Raw genomic sequence first — 17,344 nt, 5'->3', positions numbered from 1 at the left:
CGGGAGTTTTTTATTGCGAATACGACTTTAAAGATGACGACAATACCTTCAGCATTACAATTACAAGCACCATGAAGATAACGATAAAAGAAAAACCTATAAAGACACCGAATATATCGCTTAGTTTTCCTATTATAAAATTGGCTACCATGTTTATAGATGAGCTTACAGTAACTATGACGCTTATGATAACGCCTGTATTTTCTTTGAAGCTCTTCATAGCTAATGCCATTGTTGTGGGATATATTATGGAGTAGAATAAGCCCGCAATCGACAGTAAAATAGACAAATTTTGATTCGCCATACTTAAAGCGACAGAAGAAGCTGCCAATGAAGCAAATATGAAAATACTTTTCACATAACCTATCCTTTCCACCACAAATCCGCCTAAAAGCCTGCCTATCGTAAACGCAGCAAAGAATAGAGATAAGTACATAGAGCTTTTTACGCTGTTCATGCCGTAAGCTCCTTTAAGATAAGTGACAGCCCAGTTTCCTATGCCAACCTCAGATGAAATGTAAAACCCCAACATAATTGAAAACAAAATAACATACTTATCTTTTAAAACATCTATAAACCTAACTTTATCTCTGTTTAAATACCTTGCGGCACCAGGAAATCTCGTTAAAAGCACCACAACCAACATTGCTGCAGTTATCATTCCGCCTAAAAGATATATATTTTGCCAAGGATATCTCATCTCAATAAGCCTTCCTACTGCGTTTGGTGATATCGTGGCGCCAGCTCCATAAAAGAAATGTAAAAGGTTCATCATTATCGCCTGATTTACAACAAACGTTACCGCGGCAGTGGCATTAATGCCTATCTCCAACATCCCTAAACCAAAATTCATAATGAAGAAAAAGACTGCAAAAACGAAGAAAAACGGCGACACAAAGTACCCAAGTATACCTAATATGATAAAAATGAGGCCTCCCGATAAAGCTGCCTTACTGCCGTACCTATTTACTATTATTCCGCCAATAAAAGAAGCTATGATAAAGCCGAGGCTTCCGATAAATAGCAAAAGACCTATATAAGTGTAATCAATGTGGTAGAAAGATTTTATCGGCGCTATTACAGGGCCTTTTATGTTGTCAACAAGACCTATAAAGAACATCAAAAAATAATTTAGAGCGACAATGAATATCTGCATTTTTTCCTCCCTTATCAATATGCTTATATAATTATATAGCATAGTGAACTATAATACAATGAAACTATAATTGCAGTAAACGAGTAGGAGCTGAATAATTATTTTATTCAGCGTCCTCGCATACCACCGTACATACCGTTCGGTATACTGAAGTTCATTAAGATTTAATGTTCAATAAGATATCTTTTTGATAAACTTTTATAACCTATGCCTTCGAGGTATTTATTTGTAAGAGTCATATTGAGTATTGGGCTATTAGATTATTCTCCAATAGCCTTTCCTCGTATTGACGTATTCCCAGGCTTTTTGTTTTTCTACTCTTAATTTATCAGATTGTTGTACTTTGTTTTTATCTTCTTACATTGCTTCCATATACATGCCATTAGTCTTCGCCTTATCCATTCGTCAAGGGTTTTCATTGTTCTTTTTGCATCTGCTAATCCAAAGTAGTTGACTATCCTGTTATTATTTGTTATACAGCAAATTATTTCAATATAAACAGTGAGATAAAAAGAAAAATAATTTAACCTTATCCATTATGTAAAACTAATTAATTTTCATATTCATGTATAAGATTGGTTAATCTTGCCTACAATTATAGCAAAAAAATAATGGGGCGGTAAAATTAATTACCGCCCCAAGAAAGGTATCATAATGATAATTATAACCTTTCCAGTTAAAAATATACATGAATATATCGAAAATGAATCATATTTGTACATAGATACATCATCTGGATGTCCTAACTGCACTTACGACGGTAAATTGCACAGGCATTGTTATTACTGCAGGGGTGTCTTTATCGATAATAATTGCGTAGATATTACCATAGCAAGAGTTATTTGTCCTGTATGTCATAAAACACATGCTTTAATACCGGATTTTCTTGTGCCATATTTATCCTTGAGACCTCCCCGAGTAAGGACGATAACTTTCCTCTCATATATCTGCCAGATTTACTGTATGAGATTCGGGTAGTGTTGGACTTCGTTTTGTTAAGCAAACTCGTCTGCCCCGATTCAGCCTCTTATCTGGTTTTTGTTCATCAGACCGAGATTTTGCCTGTCGCTTCCTTCAGATTCCACCTCACGATGGACACCCTTGCTTTTGGCTAGTGGTTCACACTACCAAGCTCACAACGGACTTTCACCGCCTAGCTATCGCCAATGCCGGGCGTACATGAAAAAGCCATGGTATATAACCATAGCTTTTTACATTTTCATAAATCTGTCTATATCAATAACTTTATGTTTAAGCCTCGACTCTTCAGCTGCAAATGCCATCACATGGCCCATTAAGGAATTTTCTGCTGACGTTAGCACATCTTCATCATTGTTTTCTATCTGCTTTATAAAATATTTCATAAGCCCAGTATCACCACCACTATGGCGTCCATTCATGCTTTTAACGACTATAACATCTTTTTCCCCATTATATTTATTTATCTCAATCCTGTTATCTGTCAAGTTTCCACTTAAATCGCCGAGTGTCCCCATTATCTTTACTTCTCTAGTCAAGTCATGTGTAAAAGCAGATAATGTAAAACTCGCTGTTTTTCCATCTTCAAATTCTATGTTCACAACTTGATGGTCACAGACATTATTGTTACATCTGTATACACATCTGCCATAAGGTCCCTCTTTAAGTGCTTTTAATCTACCTTCTATTGAGTGGTCAGTTGATATTACGCTAACTGGCCAATCAGTATTTTCACCTAAATATATTTTCTTTGCTGAATATGGGCAGTCATATTCCGCCGCGCAGTCTATGCATCTATCGGCAGAACCAATGGGAGCATTTTCTTTATTAAAATATTTCAAAGAACCAAATGATGATATCTTCTTCGGTCTTTCATTCATCAGCCAGTACAGTATATCCATATCATGAGAGCTCTTGGCAAGTATAATTGGTGATGAAGTATTAACATTTGCCCAATTTCCCCTTACATAACTATGTGCAAAATGCCAATATGCAATATTTTCATTTAGGTCAATATGAATAACATCGCCAATTTCATCTGAATCAATTATTTCCTTTATCTTCTTGAAGAAAGGCGCATACCTTAAAACATGTGCAACAGTCAATATCCTCTTATTCTTTTGAGCTGTTTCTGTAATCTCAAGGCATTCTTTAAGATTGTAGGACATCGGCTTTTCTAGAAGTACATTATAGCCCTTTTCAAGGGCGGCAATAGTCGCTTTATAATGCATTCTATCTTGTACACACACAAAAACTGCATCGCAAAGTTTCTCTTTATTTAGTAGATCCTCCCATGTCTCGAATGCCATTTCGTTTGATATAGCATGTTCTGTAACAAATTCTCTTCTTTTATCATCATTTGGTTCCGCAACAGCCACAAATTTTATCTCATCGGGATAATTTAGCGCATATTGTCCGTATACATCTTTTCCTCTATTACCAGCACCAATTAATGCTCCTGTTATCATAATTTCATCCCTTTCAAATTATTAAATACATTTATTATTTTTACGGAACGGAGATTTTTTACTTGTTCAGAAGACACTTTACAAAATTTATATATAATTAAGCCCGTGTGTCCAAACAAAATTGAGAGGAAGCACTTTATTTAAAAGTTCATTCTCTTTAACATCTTCTGTATCACAAAACATCAATTCAGTAAATTCTGGGGAATTTTGTTTATAACTTTTTACTAGATTTAGGAAATTATTATAATCATCATCTTTTAAATTTTCTTTAAGATATAAAGACATTTTCTCTAAAAATCTTTCTTTATTGATAATTTTTACAGTCCCTGGTAGACTTTCTTCTTTTGCATCAGATATGTTGAGAAGTCTAAAATCATCTTTAAAAAACCAAAATTCTAATTTATCAATATCATCATTTTTCATTATATACGATATTGCAGACATTACTCCATCTATATTTCCCACATACTCAATCATCTGCCCCTTTTTGTCATCAAGTCTCGAATATATTATATATGACACGGGAATATCATTCTTATATGCAATATATATCCTTTGTTCACCCATTATAACATTTGAAAAAGAAGCGGCTTTTAATAAATCTTCAAATTGCGTCAATGGCCTTACAAATCTTATTGGCTCATTTTCATATATTTTATGAATTATTCTAACGGAATCTTCGTTAATATCATCTATTTTTTTGATGTCATATCCGGAATCATTAAATTCACATTCTTTATTAAATGTCACGTGATACACCTTGCCAATCTTCTTATAGCCGTTATTTACATACAAGCCTCTGCCACCGGATATTATGCATATATCAATGTCATCATTGTCCATCTTATCTTCGCAGGCTTTAAGAAGCTTTGTCGCAAGACCATTACCTCTATACTCCGGATCTGTACAAACAGAGCCAAGACATGAAATTTTTAAATTGCATCCATAATAAATCATATCATAGTAATACATTGCCATCATTGAGGCAACGTTATTATTATCAAAAAAAGCCATTATATTTCCTGCATTATCCTTACTAAAAAGATGCGGAAACTCTAAATGCATTGTAGGCTTTCTACCAGCATTTATCCTAAAAACACTGTTAGACAAATTAATAGCACTGTTTAGCTCATTAAATTTTATCGTACGTGGACCTTCCATGTATAGTCATCCTTTCATACATATAATAAAGAAATAGTTGTTTAAACCCCCTTTCTTTGTCATACATACACTTTATCATATTTAGAATTTTTCTGAAAGCTAAACCGTATTAATAATGTTTTTCACTACATCTTTTGTTTCAGCTGCTTTATATGCTGAAAGTGTTATCTCAAGCGCTCTTAAACCATCTATACCCGTAACTTTTGGCTCTACATCTTTTTCAACTGATTCTACGAAAGATTTAATCATCTCATAATCAGAATTTGTACCCCAGAAATCCCATAATCCTTTCATCCTGTCGTTATTGTAAATTGAAAGACTTTGTGCAAATGCGTCAACATATATAATGCCTTTTGTCCCGACAATCCTCATAGTCACATCACCCCATGTAGGAAAGGACCTTGGTCTAGACCAACTTGCATCAAGTGTCGCAATAGCGCCATTATTAAACTGGAATGTGAGTAGACCGCAGTCCTCGACATCTATGTCTTTATAAATCAAGTTACCTATCTCAGCATATACCTCTGATACTTCATCATGAATAAACCACCTCATAAGATCTGCAACATGTACAGTATGGTCCATTACAGATCCGCCACCGGATTTCGTTTTATCGATAAACCAGCCACCTGGCATTGTACCATGATTTGTACCTGTTATTGACAAGATATCACCTAAATCACCACTGTCCACTATCTCCTTTGCCCTTATTACAGGCTCATTAAATCTTATTGGGAATGCCGTCATAAGATGTACTCCATTTTCACGGCAAGCCTTTATCATTTCAAGAGCATCGGCAGTATTTGTTGCAAGTGGTTTTTCGCTCAAAACATGGACCCTATTTTGCGCCGCTAATTTAGTGTATTTAGCATGTTCTATATTTATTGTACATAAGATTACAGCATCAAGTTTTGATAATAGTTTTCCAACCTCATCATAAAAATCAACGCCAAATTGTCTTGCTGCATCCTGCCCTCTTTTTAAGTCTTCATCAAATACGCCTAAAAAATTAACATTTGATAATTCTTTTAGAGCTTTTGCATAGCTATATGCATGCATATGCGCAAAACTTATAATACCAACATTAATCATAACTTTTCACCTACTTCAATAACTTTATTTTTTTCTGCTGACTTTATTGCTAAAAGAGCCAATTTTACATCCCATGCAGCATCATATGGACTTACAATTGGCGTTACACCATTATCAATTATATCTAAAAAGTGTTTTAATTCTGCTGCGTATGGCTCCAGCTTAAGAGGCGATTCTGGCACTTGAACGCCAGTATTTAATTCATTATTATTTGATATCTCTTTTAAAACTGGCATGGTTCTTTCAGAATTAAAATCTATCATACCATTAGTACCTACTATTTCAAAATTATATGTGAAACTTGATGGTCTAGCCCAGCTTCCCTCTATATGAACCATAACACCATTTTTCATCCTCATTGTAATTAATGCATGTTCTTTAAATTTTAGCTTTTGGTCTGTCAATGTCTTAGCATAAATTCTTTCAATATCGCCAAAACACCATCTTGCAAAATCTATATCGTGTATTGACATATCAAATATTAGCCCCTTACTTTTAGTAAAATCGGCATACCAATCGTTCCAACCATGTGGAAACTGTGATAACCTTTCAAATCTGGCAATTGCCGGATTTCCGATTTCCCCTCTTTCTATAGCTTTTTTGGCATTAGCATATTGTGGGAAAAATCTGACTACCTGCCCCACCATGAATTTTACATTATGTTTTTCGGCCGTCTTGATTATTTCAAGTGAATCTTCAACAGTTAATGATAGAGGTTTTTCGCAGAAAACATTCTTATGGGCTTTCATTGCGTCAATTGCATATCGTTTATGCAAATAAGTTGGAACACATACATCTACAATATCAACTTCATCATCCTTCAAAACATTTTCAAAATCATCTGGTACAATAATATTTCTACCATCAACTAATTGTTTTACAATATCCTTTCTAATATCATATTGATATTTTACATTTGCCGAATCAATAGATGTCCATGACAAAAGATGCCTTTTTCCCATTGTACCCGCACCAATTATAGCTACATTGTGCATTAATATCTCCTCCTCAGCTTTATTTTAGGGGTATCAAAAATTTTGATACCCCACTAAGTCATTATTTCTCTGATAACACTTGATTTACTTCATCATTAATTTTTTTGCCCGCATCTTGTGCTGACATCTGTCCTAGTCTTACTAAATCAAAGTATTTATTGTATATATCTAATACCTCTTGTAAATTTGGTAATGTTGGTATAGGAGTCATATACTTTGTTTGTTCAGCAAATACTTTATCATTCGGATCACTTGAATCTGCAAAGAGCTTTTTCTCGACAGATAATCTTGATGGAACACCAAAGCCTATTTTTACTGCCATTTCCTCCTGTATCTTTGCAGATGAAAGCCAGTTTACAAAATCCCATGCTTCTTTTGGATGTTTAGTCCCAGCAAATATTGTATAACCAGAACCACTTACAAAGGAATTTCTATTTACTTTTCCTTTAGGAAGCAGTGCTACACCCCAGTGGAAATTTTGTATAGATTTTAGGCTCGGCGCTAACCACCTTCCAAAAGTAGCCATTACAACCTGACCATTTTTAAACATTGTTGATGTTCCTTGATCTCTAATTGTCGATGGATCAGGTGATACCTTATATTTCGTTATTAAATCTGATAACCATTGCATCGCTTCAATTGTTTTTGGATTATCAAATTCTGCTTTTTTGCCATCACTCGATAGTATTTTACCGCCATTTTGCCATATAAACGGAAATGACACATAATCACCAACAGATAGAAAACCGTATTGATCAATCTTTCCGTCTCCATTTGTATCCTTTGTCAGTTTTTGTGCTGCCTGGAGTAGGTCATTCCATGTCCAATTCTCGTCAGGATATTTCAAATTCGCTTTGTCAAACATATCCTTATTATAATAAAGCACAACATAGTCCAAATCTCTTGCAATCCAATACACTTTATTATCATATGTCCCTGCTTTTAACAATACTGGATGAAAATCTCCTTTGTCAAAATCTTTATTATTAACATTTTTTGATAAATCTAACAAAACTCCCTTTGATGCGAATGCCGGAAACCACAGCTGACTCATATAGATAATATCAGGCGCTGCGCTGCCAGCAACCATTGTGTTAATTTTATCCTGATATCCATCCCATGGTACCTGTTGAATTTTTATATCTATATTAGGATTGTCTTTTTTATATTCACTTATTAAATCTTTATACATTTGCTCTTCTGCACCTGTTGCCCAGTTAACGAATGTGAGAGTAACCTTTTCGTCTTTACCACTTTTTTGCTTTGTCGCATTTCCATTATTAGAATTTGAGCACCCTGTTGTCAATACAGTAATCAACATAGCAATAATGATTACCGTTGACATTAACTTTTTCATTAATAACCACCCTTTCTAATTTTGATATTTAACCTACATAACCATAATGATTTAAATTTTTCTCATCACCTCACTCTTTTAAACCTGATAATGCTATACCTTCTATGAAGTATTTTTGAGCAATGATAAATATTAAGATAATAGGTAAAATACTAAGCAATGATGCCGCCATAAGCAATGTCCACTCTGTTTCATGGACACCTTTAAATAATGATAATCCTATTGTTAAAGTGAAATTTTTTTGACTCTGTAAAAATATCAGCGGACCCAGGAAGTCATTCCATGTACCAAGAACAGTAAATATTACCAGTGTTAATAAGGCAGATCTCGATAGTGGTAAAATAATTTTTGTGAAAATAGTCCATTTATTTGCTCCGTCTATAATTGCAGCTTCCTCTAATTCTACGGGTAATGTCATAAAAAATTGTCTTAAAAGAAATGTCCCAAAAGCAGATGTAGCACCCGTCAGTATTAAAGAATATAACGTGTCTATTAGCTTTAAATATCTCATCAATATAAATGTCGGAATAATCGTTACTTGATAAGGAATCATCATTGTTGAAAGATATAGTATAAACAGAGCATCTCTTCCAGGAAATTTTAGCCTTGAAAAAGCATATGCACCCATCGAACACGTAATAAGTCTGCCTATTGTGACAAATATAGTTATTTTTAGTGTATTAAGAAAGAATAATCCAAATGGAGTTTTTGTCAAAACATTAATGTAATTATTAAATGTTATTGGTTTTGGAATCCATTTCGGTGGAAATACAAATACTTCACTGGGCACTTTTAATGATGTTGATATCATCCACAAAAATGGAACCACCATTGTGACTGCGCCAAGGAATAAAATAATATATGAAAAAATTAACCCATAATTTATACTAAAAGATTTACTATTTGCATTTCTTTCAAACATAGTGTTCATCATTAATAACACTCCCTATCTACTGATAGTTGATTTTTCTACCGGAATATTTCCACTGTATTATTGTCAATATTAAGATTATTATAAACAAAGCCCAAGCAACAGCCGACGCATAGCCCATTTTATAATAACTAAATCCACTCCTATAAAGATAATAAACTATCGTCATTGTTTTATTAGCTGGTCCTCCATCTGTCATAACATATGCTTGATCAAATACTTGAAAAGAACTAATAAGAGATATTATTGTTACAAAAAATGTTGTTGGCGATAATAAGGGTATTGTAATATATCTAAAAAGCTGAAAACCACTAGCACCGTCAATTTTTGCAGCTTCGTAATATGAATTAGGAATCCCTTGTAAACCAGCTAAAAATATAACCATATCATAACCTAAGCTTTTCCATATGCTCATCAATATTATCGCAGGCATAGCCCATGTTGTTGAACTAAGCCAATTTACCGTTGGCAAATGAAGTTGTGATAACAATGAATTGAGTATACCATAATCATTGTTATACATCCATCTCCAAACAAGAGCTATTGCAACCATTGATGATACAACAGGCAGAAAATAAATTGTCCTAAATAATGTCAAGCCCTTTATTTTTTGGTTTAAAGCAACAGCTAAAATTAATGAAAGCACAATACTAAATGGAACACTTCCAATTGTGAAATAGATTGTATTAAATAAAGATTGCCAAAATGTATTGTCATGTAATATTTTAACATAATTTCCTACTCCCACAAAATTAGGAGTATTGAAGAGATTCCAGTCATAGAAGCTCAAAATTAAAGAAGCTAATGCCGGGCCTAATACAAATATAAGAAATCCTATTATATTTGGAAGTAAAAATAAATATCCAGCTACAATGTCTCCTTTTTTATTCATTATATACTCACCCCATTTCTATTGGCAGCTTAAAGCTTTCTTCAATAACAAGAATTGCTGCACCGGCTAATTCCGGATTTTCTACACGGCTACTTTCGAATTTGAGATTATTTGTAGATGTTTCAAGAGCATAATCATAGACTTTCTCTTTAAGTAAATTAAAATAAAAATTGCATTTCAATAAATTATTGGCACCTATAACTATCATTTCTGGATTGAATAGATTTAAAATATTTGCAATACCTATAGCAAGATTGTTTGTTGCTTCATTTATTGCTTCAATTGATACTTTATCACCTCCATTTGCTGCATCTATTATATTTTTTATATCTAAATTATCTTCCTTGATAATAGTCTTAAATCCCATTTTAATATGTTTTAACATATATGTTTCAATAAATGTCTCTGATGCATATGTATATAGGCAACCATAGTTACCGCAAACACATCTATCGCCATTTTTATTTATGCTTATATGCCCAAATTCACCCGCACTCCCATTAAAACCTGAATAAACTTTCCTATTAATAATAATGCCTGTACCAATACCTTTCCCTATCGATATATAAATTAGGTTATCAACTAAATTATTAAATCCTAAAACTTTCTCAGCTAATGCAGCTAAATTTGTATCATTTTCAATAAATACAGGATAACCATACTTATCTTCAATTATTTCCTTTAAGTTTATGTTATGCCAATTAAGATATGTTGAATACAGTACAGAACCTTTACTTTTATCAATAATACCTGGTATCGAAATGCCTACGCCTAATATTTCACTGGTTTTTGCATTCACGATTATTTCCTCAATCACTTCTTCAATGCTACTTATTGCATTAGTTGATTCAAGGTTTTTTAAATCCTCATGAATTTTATATTCCATAATCCCATTTAAATCATATAATGCACCATTTATAGCCGATCTATTAATCTCAATAGAAATCACATGTCTTCCCTTGGGATTAAATTCAATAAGTATTGGTTTTCTTCCACCACTTGAATCGCCAACACCAGTTTCTATTACAAAACCATCTTCCATAAGATTAGTTACAGCATAGCTAACAGTTGTAGGGCTCAAATTAGTCAATTTGGATATCTCCGCTCTTGAAATAGGTCCTTTGCATCTTATGATATCCAGCACTGTTAATCTATTTAATTTCTGTACCAACTTTAAATCTGCCGATGTAGTTATCATTGCTCATCCAACTTTCTTTAATTATTAGTTTAAGTTTAAAGTTTACATTATTATCTATTAGTTATTTTGTACGATATCATGTTATTAATTTTGGTCAATAATTTATACTTTATTTGTTCATTGGATTTATATTATAAATATTCGACATAAATTTGAATATTCCTTCTATGATCATAAAAATTTTTTTATTTTTTTCTGTATAAATTACTTTATTAGAATCTGGAGTTATGCCAAAGCATGCTAAATATATGCAATAGTTGGATTATATTGAAAAACTTTTCTCAAAATAGGAGTGGACATCAAAACCAAAAATATTATGATTTAATTGAAAAGGATGAAATGATTATGAATGATGTTATTAGAACATTTTCCGGTAGAGAATTCACTTCAGAAGATATAGAATGCATCAAATGGACGCGCAAAGCATTTGCTTTATGACAAACAATATTTAATTCATATTTCCATTATTTTGTTAATTCGGATAATTCAAATCTATACTTCAACCTGATTATTAGAAGGAAAAGAAAAATGGAATGGATGGATAAAAAAAGATTGGCTCTGCGAATGCTGTTATACCTTTACTCTTAGAAGCATTCGTAAACTTAGAGCATTTCCAAAGTATATGCTATAAAACCGCTAACTGGATTTATTGGGTAAAACAAAAAGAAACCTTTTAGTGGTAAGCAATTTTATGAGTAGATATGTCTATTATTACTTATAGTAATACCATTAATTGCTAATGATATTTTGCCAATAGATATTATGCCTTCTCCTACAAGTGTTTCGTTAAGCAACTTTGTAGTAATATTTGGATATTGATTCTTTTTACCGCGTATTTTCTCTGCAAGGACATGATCAATTTTTCTGTACTTGCCATGTCGTTCCTGTAACTCGGTTTTAATGCCTCTATACCGTCTTTTAAGTATGAACTTAGCCAATACTGGATTCTTTTCGGCGCATACTTCTTTGTTTCATAATTTTGTAAATAATCTTTGGTTAATGATATGGATAATCTCATTAATTTTGGGCATTATTGCTACTTCTTCTTCGGAAGGCGGTAATGGTTTGTAGTAAATACTTGTATGATTAATGCTGACAAATCTGCCTGTTCAGCAATTGAAAACTCTTTATTGTTTGATTCCAGTAAAGTCAATCGTTCTCACACTGGAGGGGTGATTCCAGATTTTTATTGAACCACTCCAGTAAAATGATTAACCATCCTATTCTTTGTAGAGTTCAACTTCCTATCTCTGTAAGAATTTTCTCTTTTCTTCGATCTTTTTGTCATTTTCCTAATTTATGAGTTCATTATAAACAACGCTATTTTACAATACGCTTTATATATATTGTAAGATATATTAATTCACCATTTGGAAGATTTATACCCATAGACTTAGTAATATATGATGCTATTTTTTTTGCACATTCATATTCTTTTTCATATTTATTTACAATTTGTGAAAATAAAAAGTCATCCTCAGATTCAATAAGTTTATTCTGGATTAAGCGGTGTGTAAAAAATCGCAAATGAGTAATAAACCTTGTATAATCTAAAGATTCTTCATCAATTTTATTGGGAAAATGATAGTTAACAATTGCTAAAATATCTTTAACCATTTTCACTTCTCTAATAGTATTGTTCATATTTTGTTCATCTGATTGAGCATTAACTAAATGAAATGCAATATTTCCTGCCTCCTCTTCAGGCAATTCTATCCCAAGTTTCTTATTAATATATTCAACTGCAGCTTTACCTATAGAAAACTCTTTAGGATAAAATTTTTTCACTTCCCATAACAAATGATTTTGTATTACTACTCCTTCTTTATACCTTTGAACTGCAAAACTAATATGGTCAATTAAAACAATAAAAACTTGATCATGCAGTTTTCCATGTAAAACTTCATTTGCCTTTTTAATGATTTTTTGTGTTATATCTACATAAATCTGAGGCGTTTTTTCTATTAATTTAATATACTCACTGGTATCCTTTTTATTGTCTAAAACGTAAATTTTTTCAATTTTTTCTTCTTTTATTTTTTGTCCAACTTTTCCTTCGTAACCAATAGCCTTGCCACCAACAATCACTTCATTTCCTTGATCATCTTTAGCTAATACTAAGTTATTATTTAATACTTTAACGATTTTCATACACCCTAGTACCCTCCCGTTCACTATACACATTATTCCATAGATAAACCCTTTCGTCAAATTATTTAATACAAAATATAATATTAAAAATGTGATATACAAATAGTGCAATAAATACTGCTATTATTAAAGCAATTCCGTCATCTAAGCCACTCATAAAATTTCCAACGCATTCGTTGCATTTAATTGTGTAAACAAATATCTCTACGGCTACAATTGGATCCACGCATTTTAAACATCTTACATAAATTTGTAATAAAAGTTAACAGTACTGTAATGGACACAATACATTATAACTGTCTTAAAACTTTTATCCCAATTGGGGTTGTTACTGATTTTGGAAATATAGATTTCTTACAACCCCAAATAAGGATAATAGGTCTACACCAGACGGAATAGCATTCATAAAATAATCATCTTTTAGCCAAATCTACTTATTATAGCTCTGCTCCATTTGTAGCGATTACTTTTTTATACCATTCAAAACTCTTTTTACGTGAACGTTTCAGTGTTCCATTGCCATAATCGTCCTGATCTACATATATAAACCCATATCTTTTGGACATTTCTGAAGTAGAATAGCTAATTGAATCAATTGGTGACCATGCTAAATATCCCATCATATCTGCACCGTCTGCAATTGCCAAACCCATTTGTTCAATATGTGATTTTAAATATATAATCCTGTAATCATCATTTATACTTCCATCTTCTTCTACAACATCTTCAGCACCTAAACCATTTTCTACACAGAACAAAGGAATGCGGTACCTATCATACATATCGTTGATTGCAATCCTAAGCCCCATAGGATCAATTTGCCAGCCCCAAGCCGTTGTTTTTAAATAGGGATTTTTTACTCCGCCTGTAAGATTTCCTCCAACCTTCTCCATCTTCTCTGAATTAATACTTGATACTAAAGACATATAGTAACTAAATGACAAGAAGTCAACTGTATGCTGTTTTAATATTTCATCATCGCCTTCAACCTTTTTAATTTCAATTCCCTTTTCTTTTAGTATTGACTTTATGAATAATGGATACTCTCCAAGTACTTGTACATCAGAAAAGAAATAGTTCATACGGTTTTCCTTTTGTGCCAATAAAACATCTTCTGGATTGGGAGTTGCCGGATAAGTTAAAGTTCTAGTTATCATACATCCAATTTTCGAATCAGGTATAATTTCATGACAATATTTAACAGCCAATGCACTAGCCACAAATTGATGATGTAAAGCTTGATAAATAACCCCTTCTAATTCTTCCTTTCTATACCTGTCCATAACAATTCCCGCTGATGAAAATGGATGTCTAATAATACTATCTATTTCATTAAAAGTAAGCCAATACTTCACTAAGCTCTTGTAACGTTCAAATACTACCTTAGCATACTTTACAAAGCAGTCAATAACTTCTCTTCCAAACCATCCTCCATAAGTATTTACCAAATATATAGGCATTTCATAATGAGAAAGTGTTACTAAAGGCTCTATTTTATTCCTATGCATTTCCTTGAATAAATCTTCATAAAATTTTAATCCTTCTTCATTTGGTTCATCTTCTACCCCGGTTGGAAATATACGAGTCCATGCAATAGACACACGTAAAACCTTAAATCCCATTTCTGCAAATAATGCTAAATCCTCTTTGTATCTGTGGTAAAAATCAATTCCTCTTCTTTTAGGATAATTTTTATTTGATGAAGGGTTCATTGCCTCTTTAATTTGTTCGCTGGTTATTTTATTATGGCCAGCATAATCATTTCTTTCTAAACGGTCATTAAAAATTGCCACGTCTGCTACGGATAATCCTTTTCCACCTACATTCCAAGCTCCTTCAACTTGATTTGCTGCAAGAGCACCTCCCCATAAAAAGTCCTTAGGAAAATTACTTTTTTTTATGCTTATATTACCAACTCCTTATTGATCAAAATATTTTTCATAGGTACATACCCATATGGCTTTTCATATTATTTAATTGCTTTGATTAACACTTGATCCTTAGTTACAGATGTAGCTTCTGTTTCCAATACATCTAAATATTGTTCACTATTTGTAATAATAACTATTGTTGTAATATCATAACCAGCTTCTTTGATTTTATCCTTTTCGAATGTGATAAGTAATTGTCCTTTTTTAACTTTATCTCCTTGTTTAATTTTTGCTTCAAAATACTTACCCTCTAATTGAATAGTGTCAATTCCAATATGAATCATAACCTCAGTTCCATCATTAGCAGTTAGCCCAACTGCATGCCCGGTTGGAAATAATGCTGTTACTACTCCATCAACCGGTGCATATATTCTTCCTTCCTCAGGAATAATTGCTACGCCTTTTCCTAAAGATCCTGTTGAAAAAACAGAATCATTTACATTTGCAAGTGGAATAACTTTTCCTTTTACAGGTGCCATAACTTCATATTGTTTGATCTCATCATGGCTTTGTACCTTTATATTTTGGTTTTTTTCTAATAAAGTTTCACTTCCGACAGTTTCATCCTTTTCATCAATTCCGAAAAAATAAGTAAGTACCGCTGTTAAGAAGAAAGCTACAGTAATACCAATAATATAATATATAAATGTATTAGTCATAAATGCCGGTAATGTAGTTAAAGCCGGAAAAACGTATACCATTACAGTTGTTTTCATTGCACCTACAAACCCACCGGCAATAACACCACTAATAACTGCTGCATACATCGGTTTTTTGTATTTCACAGAAATACCATATACTATCGGCTCTGTTATACCTCCTAAAAGAGCCGGCAACATAGCTGAAACTGCAAAGGATTTAGTTTTCTTATTTCTCGATTTCAAGAATACACCAAAAGCTGCACCTGCTTGCGCAAAGGTTGCTGTTGCAATAGCAGGACGAATTGTATCAAATCCATATAATGCAAGATTGTTAAGCATAATAGGTACAATTCCCCAATGCACGCCAAACATAACTAAGAAAGTCCAACCAGCACCAATGATTGCTCCTGTTAAAAATCCACTCTTGCTGCTCAAAAACTTGATTGCACTACCAAGCCCATTACCTATGTGAACACCAATTGGTCCGATTACAATTGCTGTAAGCGGAACCATAATCAAAATTGAAATAAAAGATATTGTAAATAATTCTATATTTTTAGGAATAACTCGTTTTAAAAACTTCTCTACATAAGAATAAACCCATATTGCTAAAATAGCGGGTATAACAGTTGAACTATAGGACATTAACACAACCGGAATATTAAAAAAATGCGTTACATCACCTGTAGCTTTCATCAAAGAAGTAAAGTTTGGTTCTAACAAAGCTCCCATTATAGCGGCCGCTGTAAATGTATTTACCCCAAAAGTCTTAGCTGCTGAAAAAGCAATGAAAATTGGAAAGAAATAAAATACACTATTACCTGTTGCCGTCAAAATTTTATAGGTACTGCCTGTATTACTCATGCCAGCATAAGTTGTTAGAATAACCAATAGCGCCTTTAACATACCGGAACCAGCTAATATCGGAATAATTGGTGTAAATACAGAAGACATTACATTGAATAACTTTCCAACTATATTGCCTTTTTTTGTTTGATCTTCTTGTTTTTCACTGATAGCACTCTGAATGTTGTAAAGGCTCAAAATGTTTTTAAATACCTCTTCAACATGATTTCCAATTACGACTTGAAATTGACCGTTGCTTTCAATAACACTGATTACACCATCAATAGCTTCTACCTCTTTTTTATTCGCTTTATTTATGTCCTTTAGCTTAAATCTTAATCTCGTCATACAGTGATAGAGGCTTAACACATTCTTCTCTCCACCAACTGCATCAATAATTTTTTTAGATAATTGATCATATTTCATATACTAAGCTCCTTTCTATATTTATTATTTTTCCTTACTAGTATCTGTAAAAATAAAAAAGGCCCGTTCTAAGAGATATACAATAACTCTTAGAATAGGCCTTGCCTGCATTACCAGTAA

Annotated in this window: 14 protein-coding genes and 1 pseudogene; 1 reads left to right on the top strand and 14 read right to left on the bottom strand. The window is 32.7% G+C overall.

Features of this window, described 5'->3' with window-relative positions; translation table 11 throughout:
• Positions 1–10: 10 nt before the first annotated feature.
• Both Q2T46_RS10105 and Q2T46_RS10100 read right to left on the bottom strand, forming a co-directional pair.
• A complete protein-coding gene (locus Q2T46_RS10105) occupies positions 11–1,156 on the bottom strand; it encodes a sugar MFS transporter (RefSeq protein ID WP_303265583.1) in 1,146 nt (381 codons plus the stop codon).
• A gap of 164 nt (positions 1,157–1,320) precedes the next feature.
• A pseudogene (locus tag Q2T46_RS10100) lies at positions 1,321–1,611 on the bottom strand (group II intron maturase-specific domain-containing protein); the annotation flags it as partial.
• A 199-nt stretch (positions 1,612–1,810) separates the two neighbouring features.
• Between Q2T46_RS10100 and Q2T46_RS10095 the strand changes: the two are divergent.
• A complete protein-coding gene (locus Q2T46_RS10095; RefSeq protein WP_303265584.1) occupies positions 1,811–2,134 on the top strand; it encodes a DUF6431 domain-containing protein in 324 nt (107 codons plus the stop codon).
• A 233-nt stretch (positions 2,135–2,367) separates the two neighbouring features.
• Here Q2T46_RS10095 and Q2T46_RS10090 read toward each other — a convergent pair whose 3' ends face one another.
• The 12 genes from Q2T46_RS10090 to Q2T46_RS10035 form a co-directional block, all read right to left on the bottom strand.
• On the bottom strand, positions 2,368–3,603 hold the full coding sequence (locus Q2T46_RS10090) for a Gfo/Idh/MocA family protein (RefSeq protein WP_303265585.1): 1,236 nt from the start codon (positions 3,601–3,603) through the stop codon (positions 2,368–2,370).
• Between the two features lie 87 nt (positions 3,604–3,690).
• Positions 3,691–4,764 carry a GNAT family N-acetyltransferase gene (locus tag Q2T46_RS10085; protein ID WP_303265586.1) on the bottom strand — a complete coding sequence of 358 codons (1,074 nt, stop codon included), beginning with the start codon at positions 4,762–4,764 and terminating at the stop codon, positions 3,691–3,693.
• A gap of 99 nt (positions 4,765–4,863) precedes the next feature.
• Positions 4,864–5,856: a Gfo/Idh/MocA family protein gene (locus tag Q2T46_RS10080; protein WP_303265587.1), complete on the bottom strand. Its 993-nt coding sequence runs from the start codon at positions 5,854–5,856 to the stop codon at positions 4,864–4,866.
• A complete protein-coding gene (locus Q2T46_RS10075) occupies positions 5,853–6,851 on the bottom strand; it encodes a Gfo/Idh/MocA family protein (protein ID WP_303265588.1) in 999 nt (332 codons plus the stop codon). Before Q2T46_RS10075 ends, Q2T46_RS10080 begins: the two co-directional genes overlap by 4 nt.
• Positions 6,852–6,912: 61 nt before the next feature.
• Positions 6,913–8,208 (bottom strand): sugar ABC transporter substrate-binding protein, encoded by a 1,296-nt coding sequence (locus Q2T46_RS10070; protein WP_303265589.1) that lies wholly within the window; start codon positions 8,206–8,208, stop codon positions 6,913–6,915.
• Between the two features lie 70 nt (positions 8,209–8,278).
• Positions 8,279–9,142 (bottom strand): carbohydrate ABC transporter permease, encoded by an 864-nt coding sequence (locus tag Q2T46_RS10065; RefSeq protein WP_303265590.1) that lies wholly within the window; start codon positions 9,140–9,142, stop codon positions 8,279–8,281.
• Positions 9,143–9,158: 16 nt separating this feature from the next.
• Positions 9,159–10,031 carry a carbohydrate ABC transporter permease gene (locus Q2T46_RS10060; RefSeq protein WP_303265591.1) on the bottom strand — a complete coding sequence of 291 codons (873 nt, stop codon included), beginning with the start codon at positions 10,029–10,031 and terminating at the stop codon, positions 9,159–9,161.
• 7 nt (positions 10,032–10,038) lie between these two features.
• The gene (locus tag Q2T46_RS10055) at positions 10,039–11,229 is read right to left on the bottom strand and encodes an ROK family transcriptional regulator (RefSeq protein ID WP_303265592.1); all 1,191 of its coding nucleotides are present in this window, start codon (positions 11,227–11,229) and stop codon (positions 10,039–10,041) included.
• Positions 11,230–11,918: 689 nt separating this feature from the next.
• Positions 11,919–12,167: a hypothetical protein gene (locus tag Q2T46_RS10050; RefSeq protein ID WP_303265593.1), complete on the bottom strand. Its 249-nt coding sequence runs from the start codon at positions 12,165–12,167 to the stop codon at positions 11,919–11,921.
• 382 nt (positions 12,168–12,549) lie between these two features.
• Complete coding sequence (licT, locus tag Q2T46_RS10045; RefSeq protein ID WP_303265594.1) at positions 12,550–13,380, bottom strand: BglG family transcription antiterminator LicT; 831 nt, start codon at positions 13,378–13,380, stop codon at positions 12,550–12,552.
• A gap of 437 nt (positions 13,381–13,817) precedes the next feature.
• The gene (locus Q2T46_RS10040) at positions 13,818–15,281 is read right to left on the bottom strand and encodes a glycoside hydrolase family 1 protein (RefSeq protein WP_311062427.1); all 1,464 of its coding nucleotides are present in this window, start codon (positions 15,279–15,281) and stop codon (positions 13,818–13,820) included.
• Between the two features lie 68 nt (positions 15,282–15,349).
• Positions 15,350–17,224 carry a beta-glucoside-specific PTS transporter subunit IIABC gene (locus Q2T46_RS10035; protein WP_303265595.1) on the bottom strand — a complete coding sequence of 625 codons (1,875 nt, stop codon included), beginning with the start codon at positions 17,222–17,224 and terminating at the stop codon, positions 15,350–15,352.
• Positions 17,225–17,344: the final 120 nt, after the last annotated feature.

Origin of the sequence: Thermoanaerobacterium sp. CMT5567-10, assembly GCF_030534315.2 — a bacterium.
In the GTDB taxonomy this organism is placed as follows: Bacteria; Bacillota; Thermoanaerobacteria; order Thermoanaerobacterales; family Thermoanaerobacteraceae; genus Thermoanaerobacterium.
Note: the sequence above shows the minus strand (reverse complement) of the source record. Positions and strands in the feature narration are given on the sequence as shown.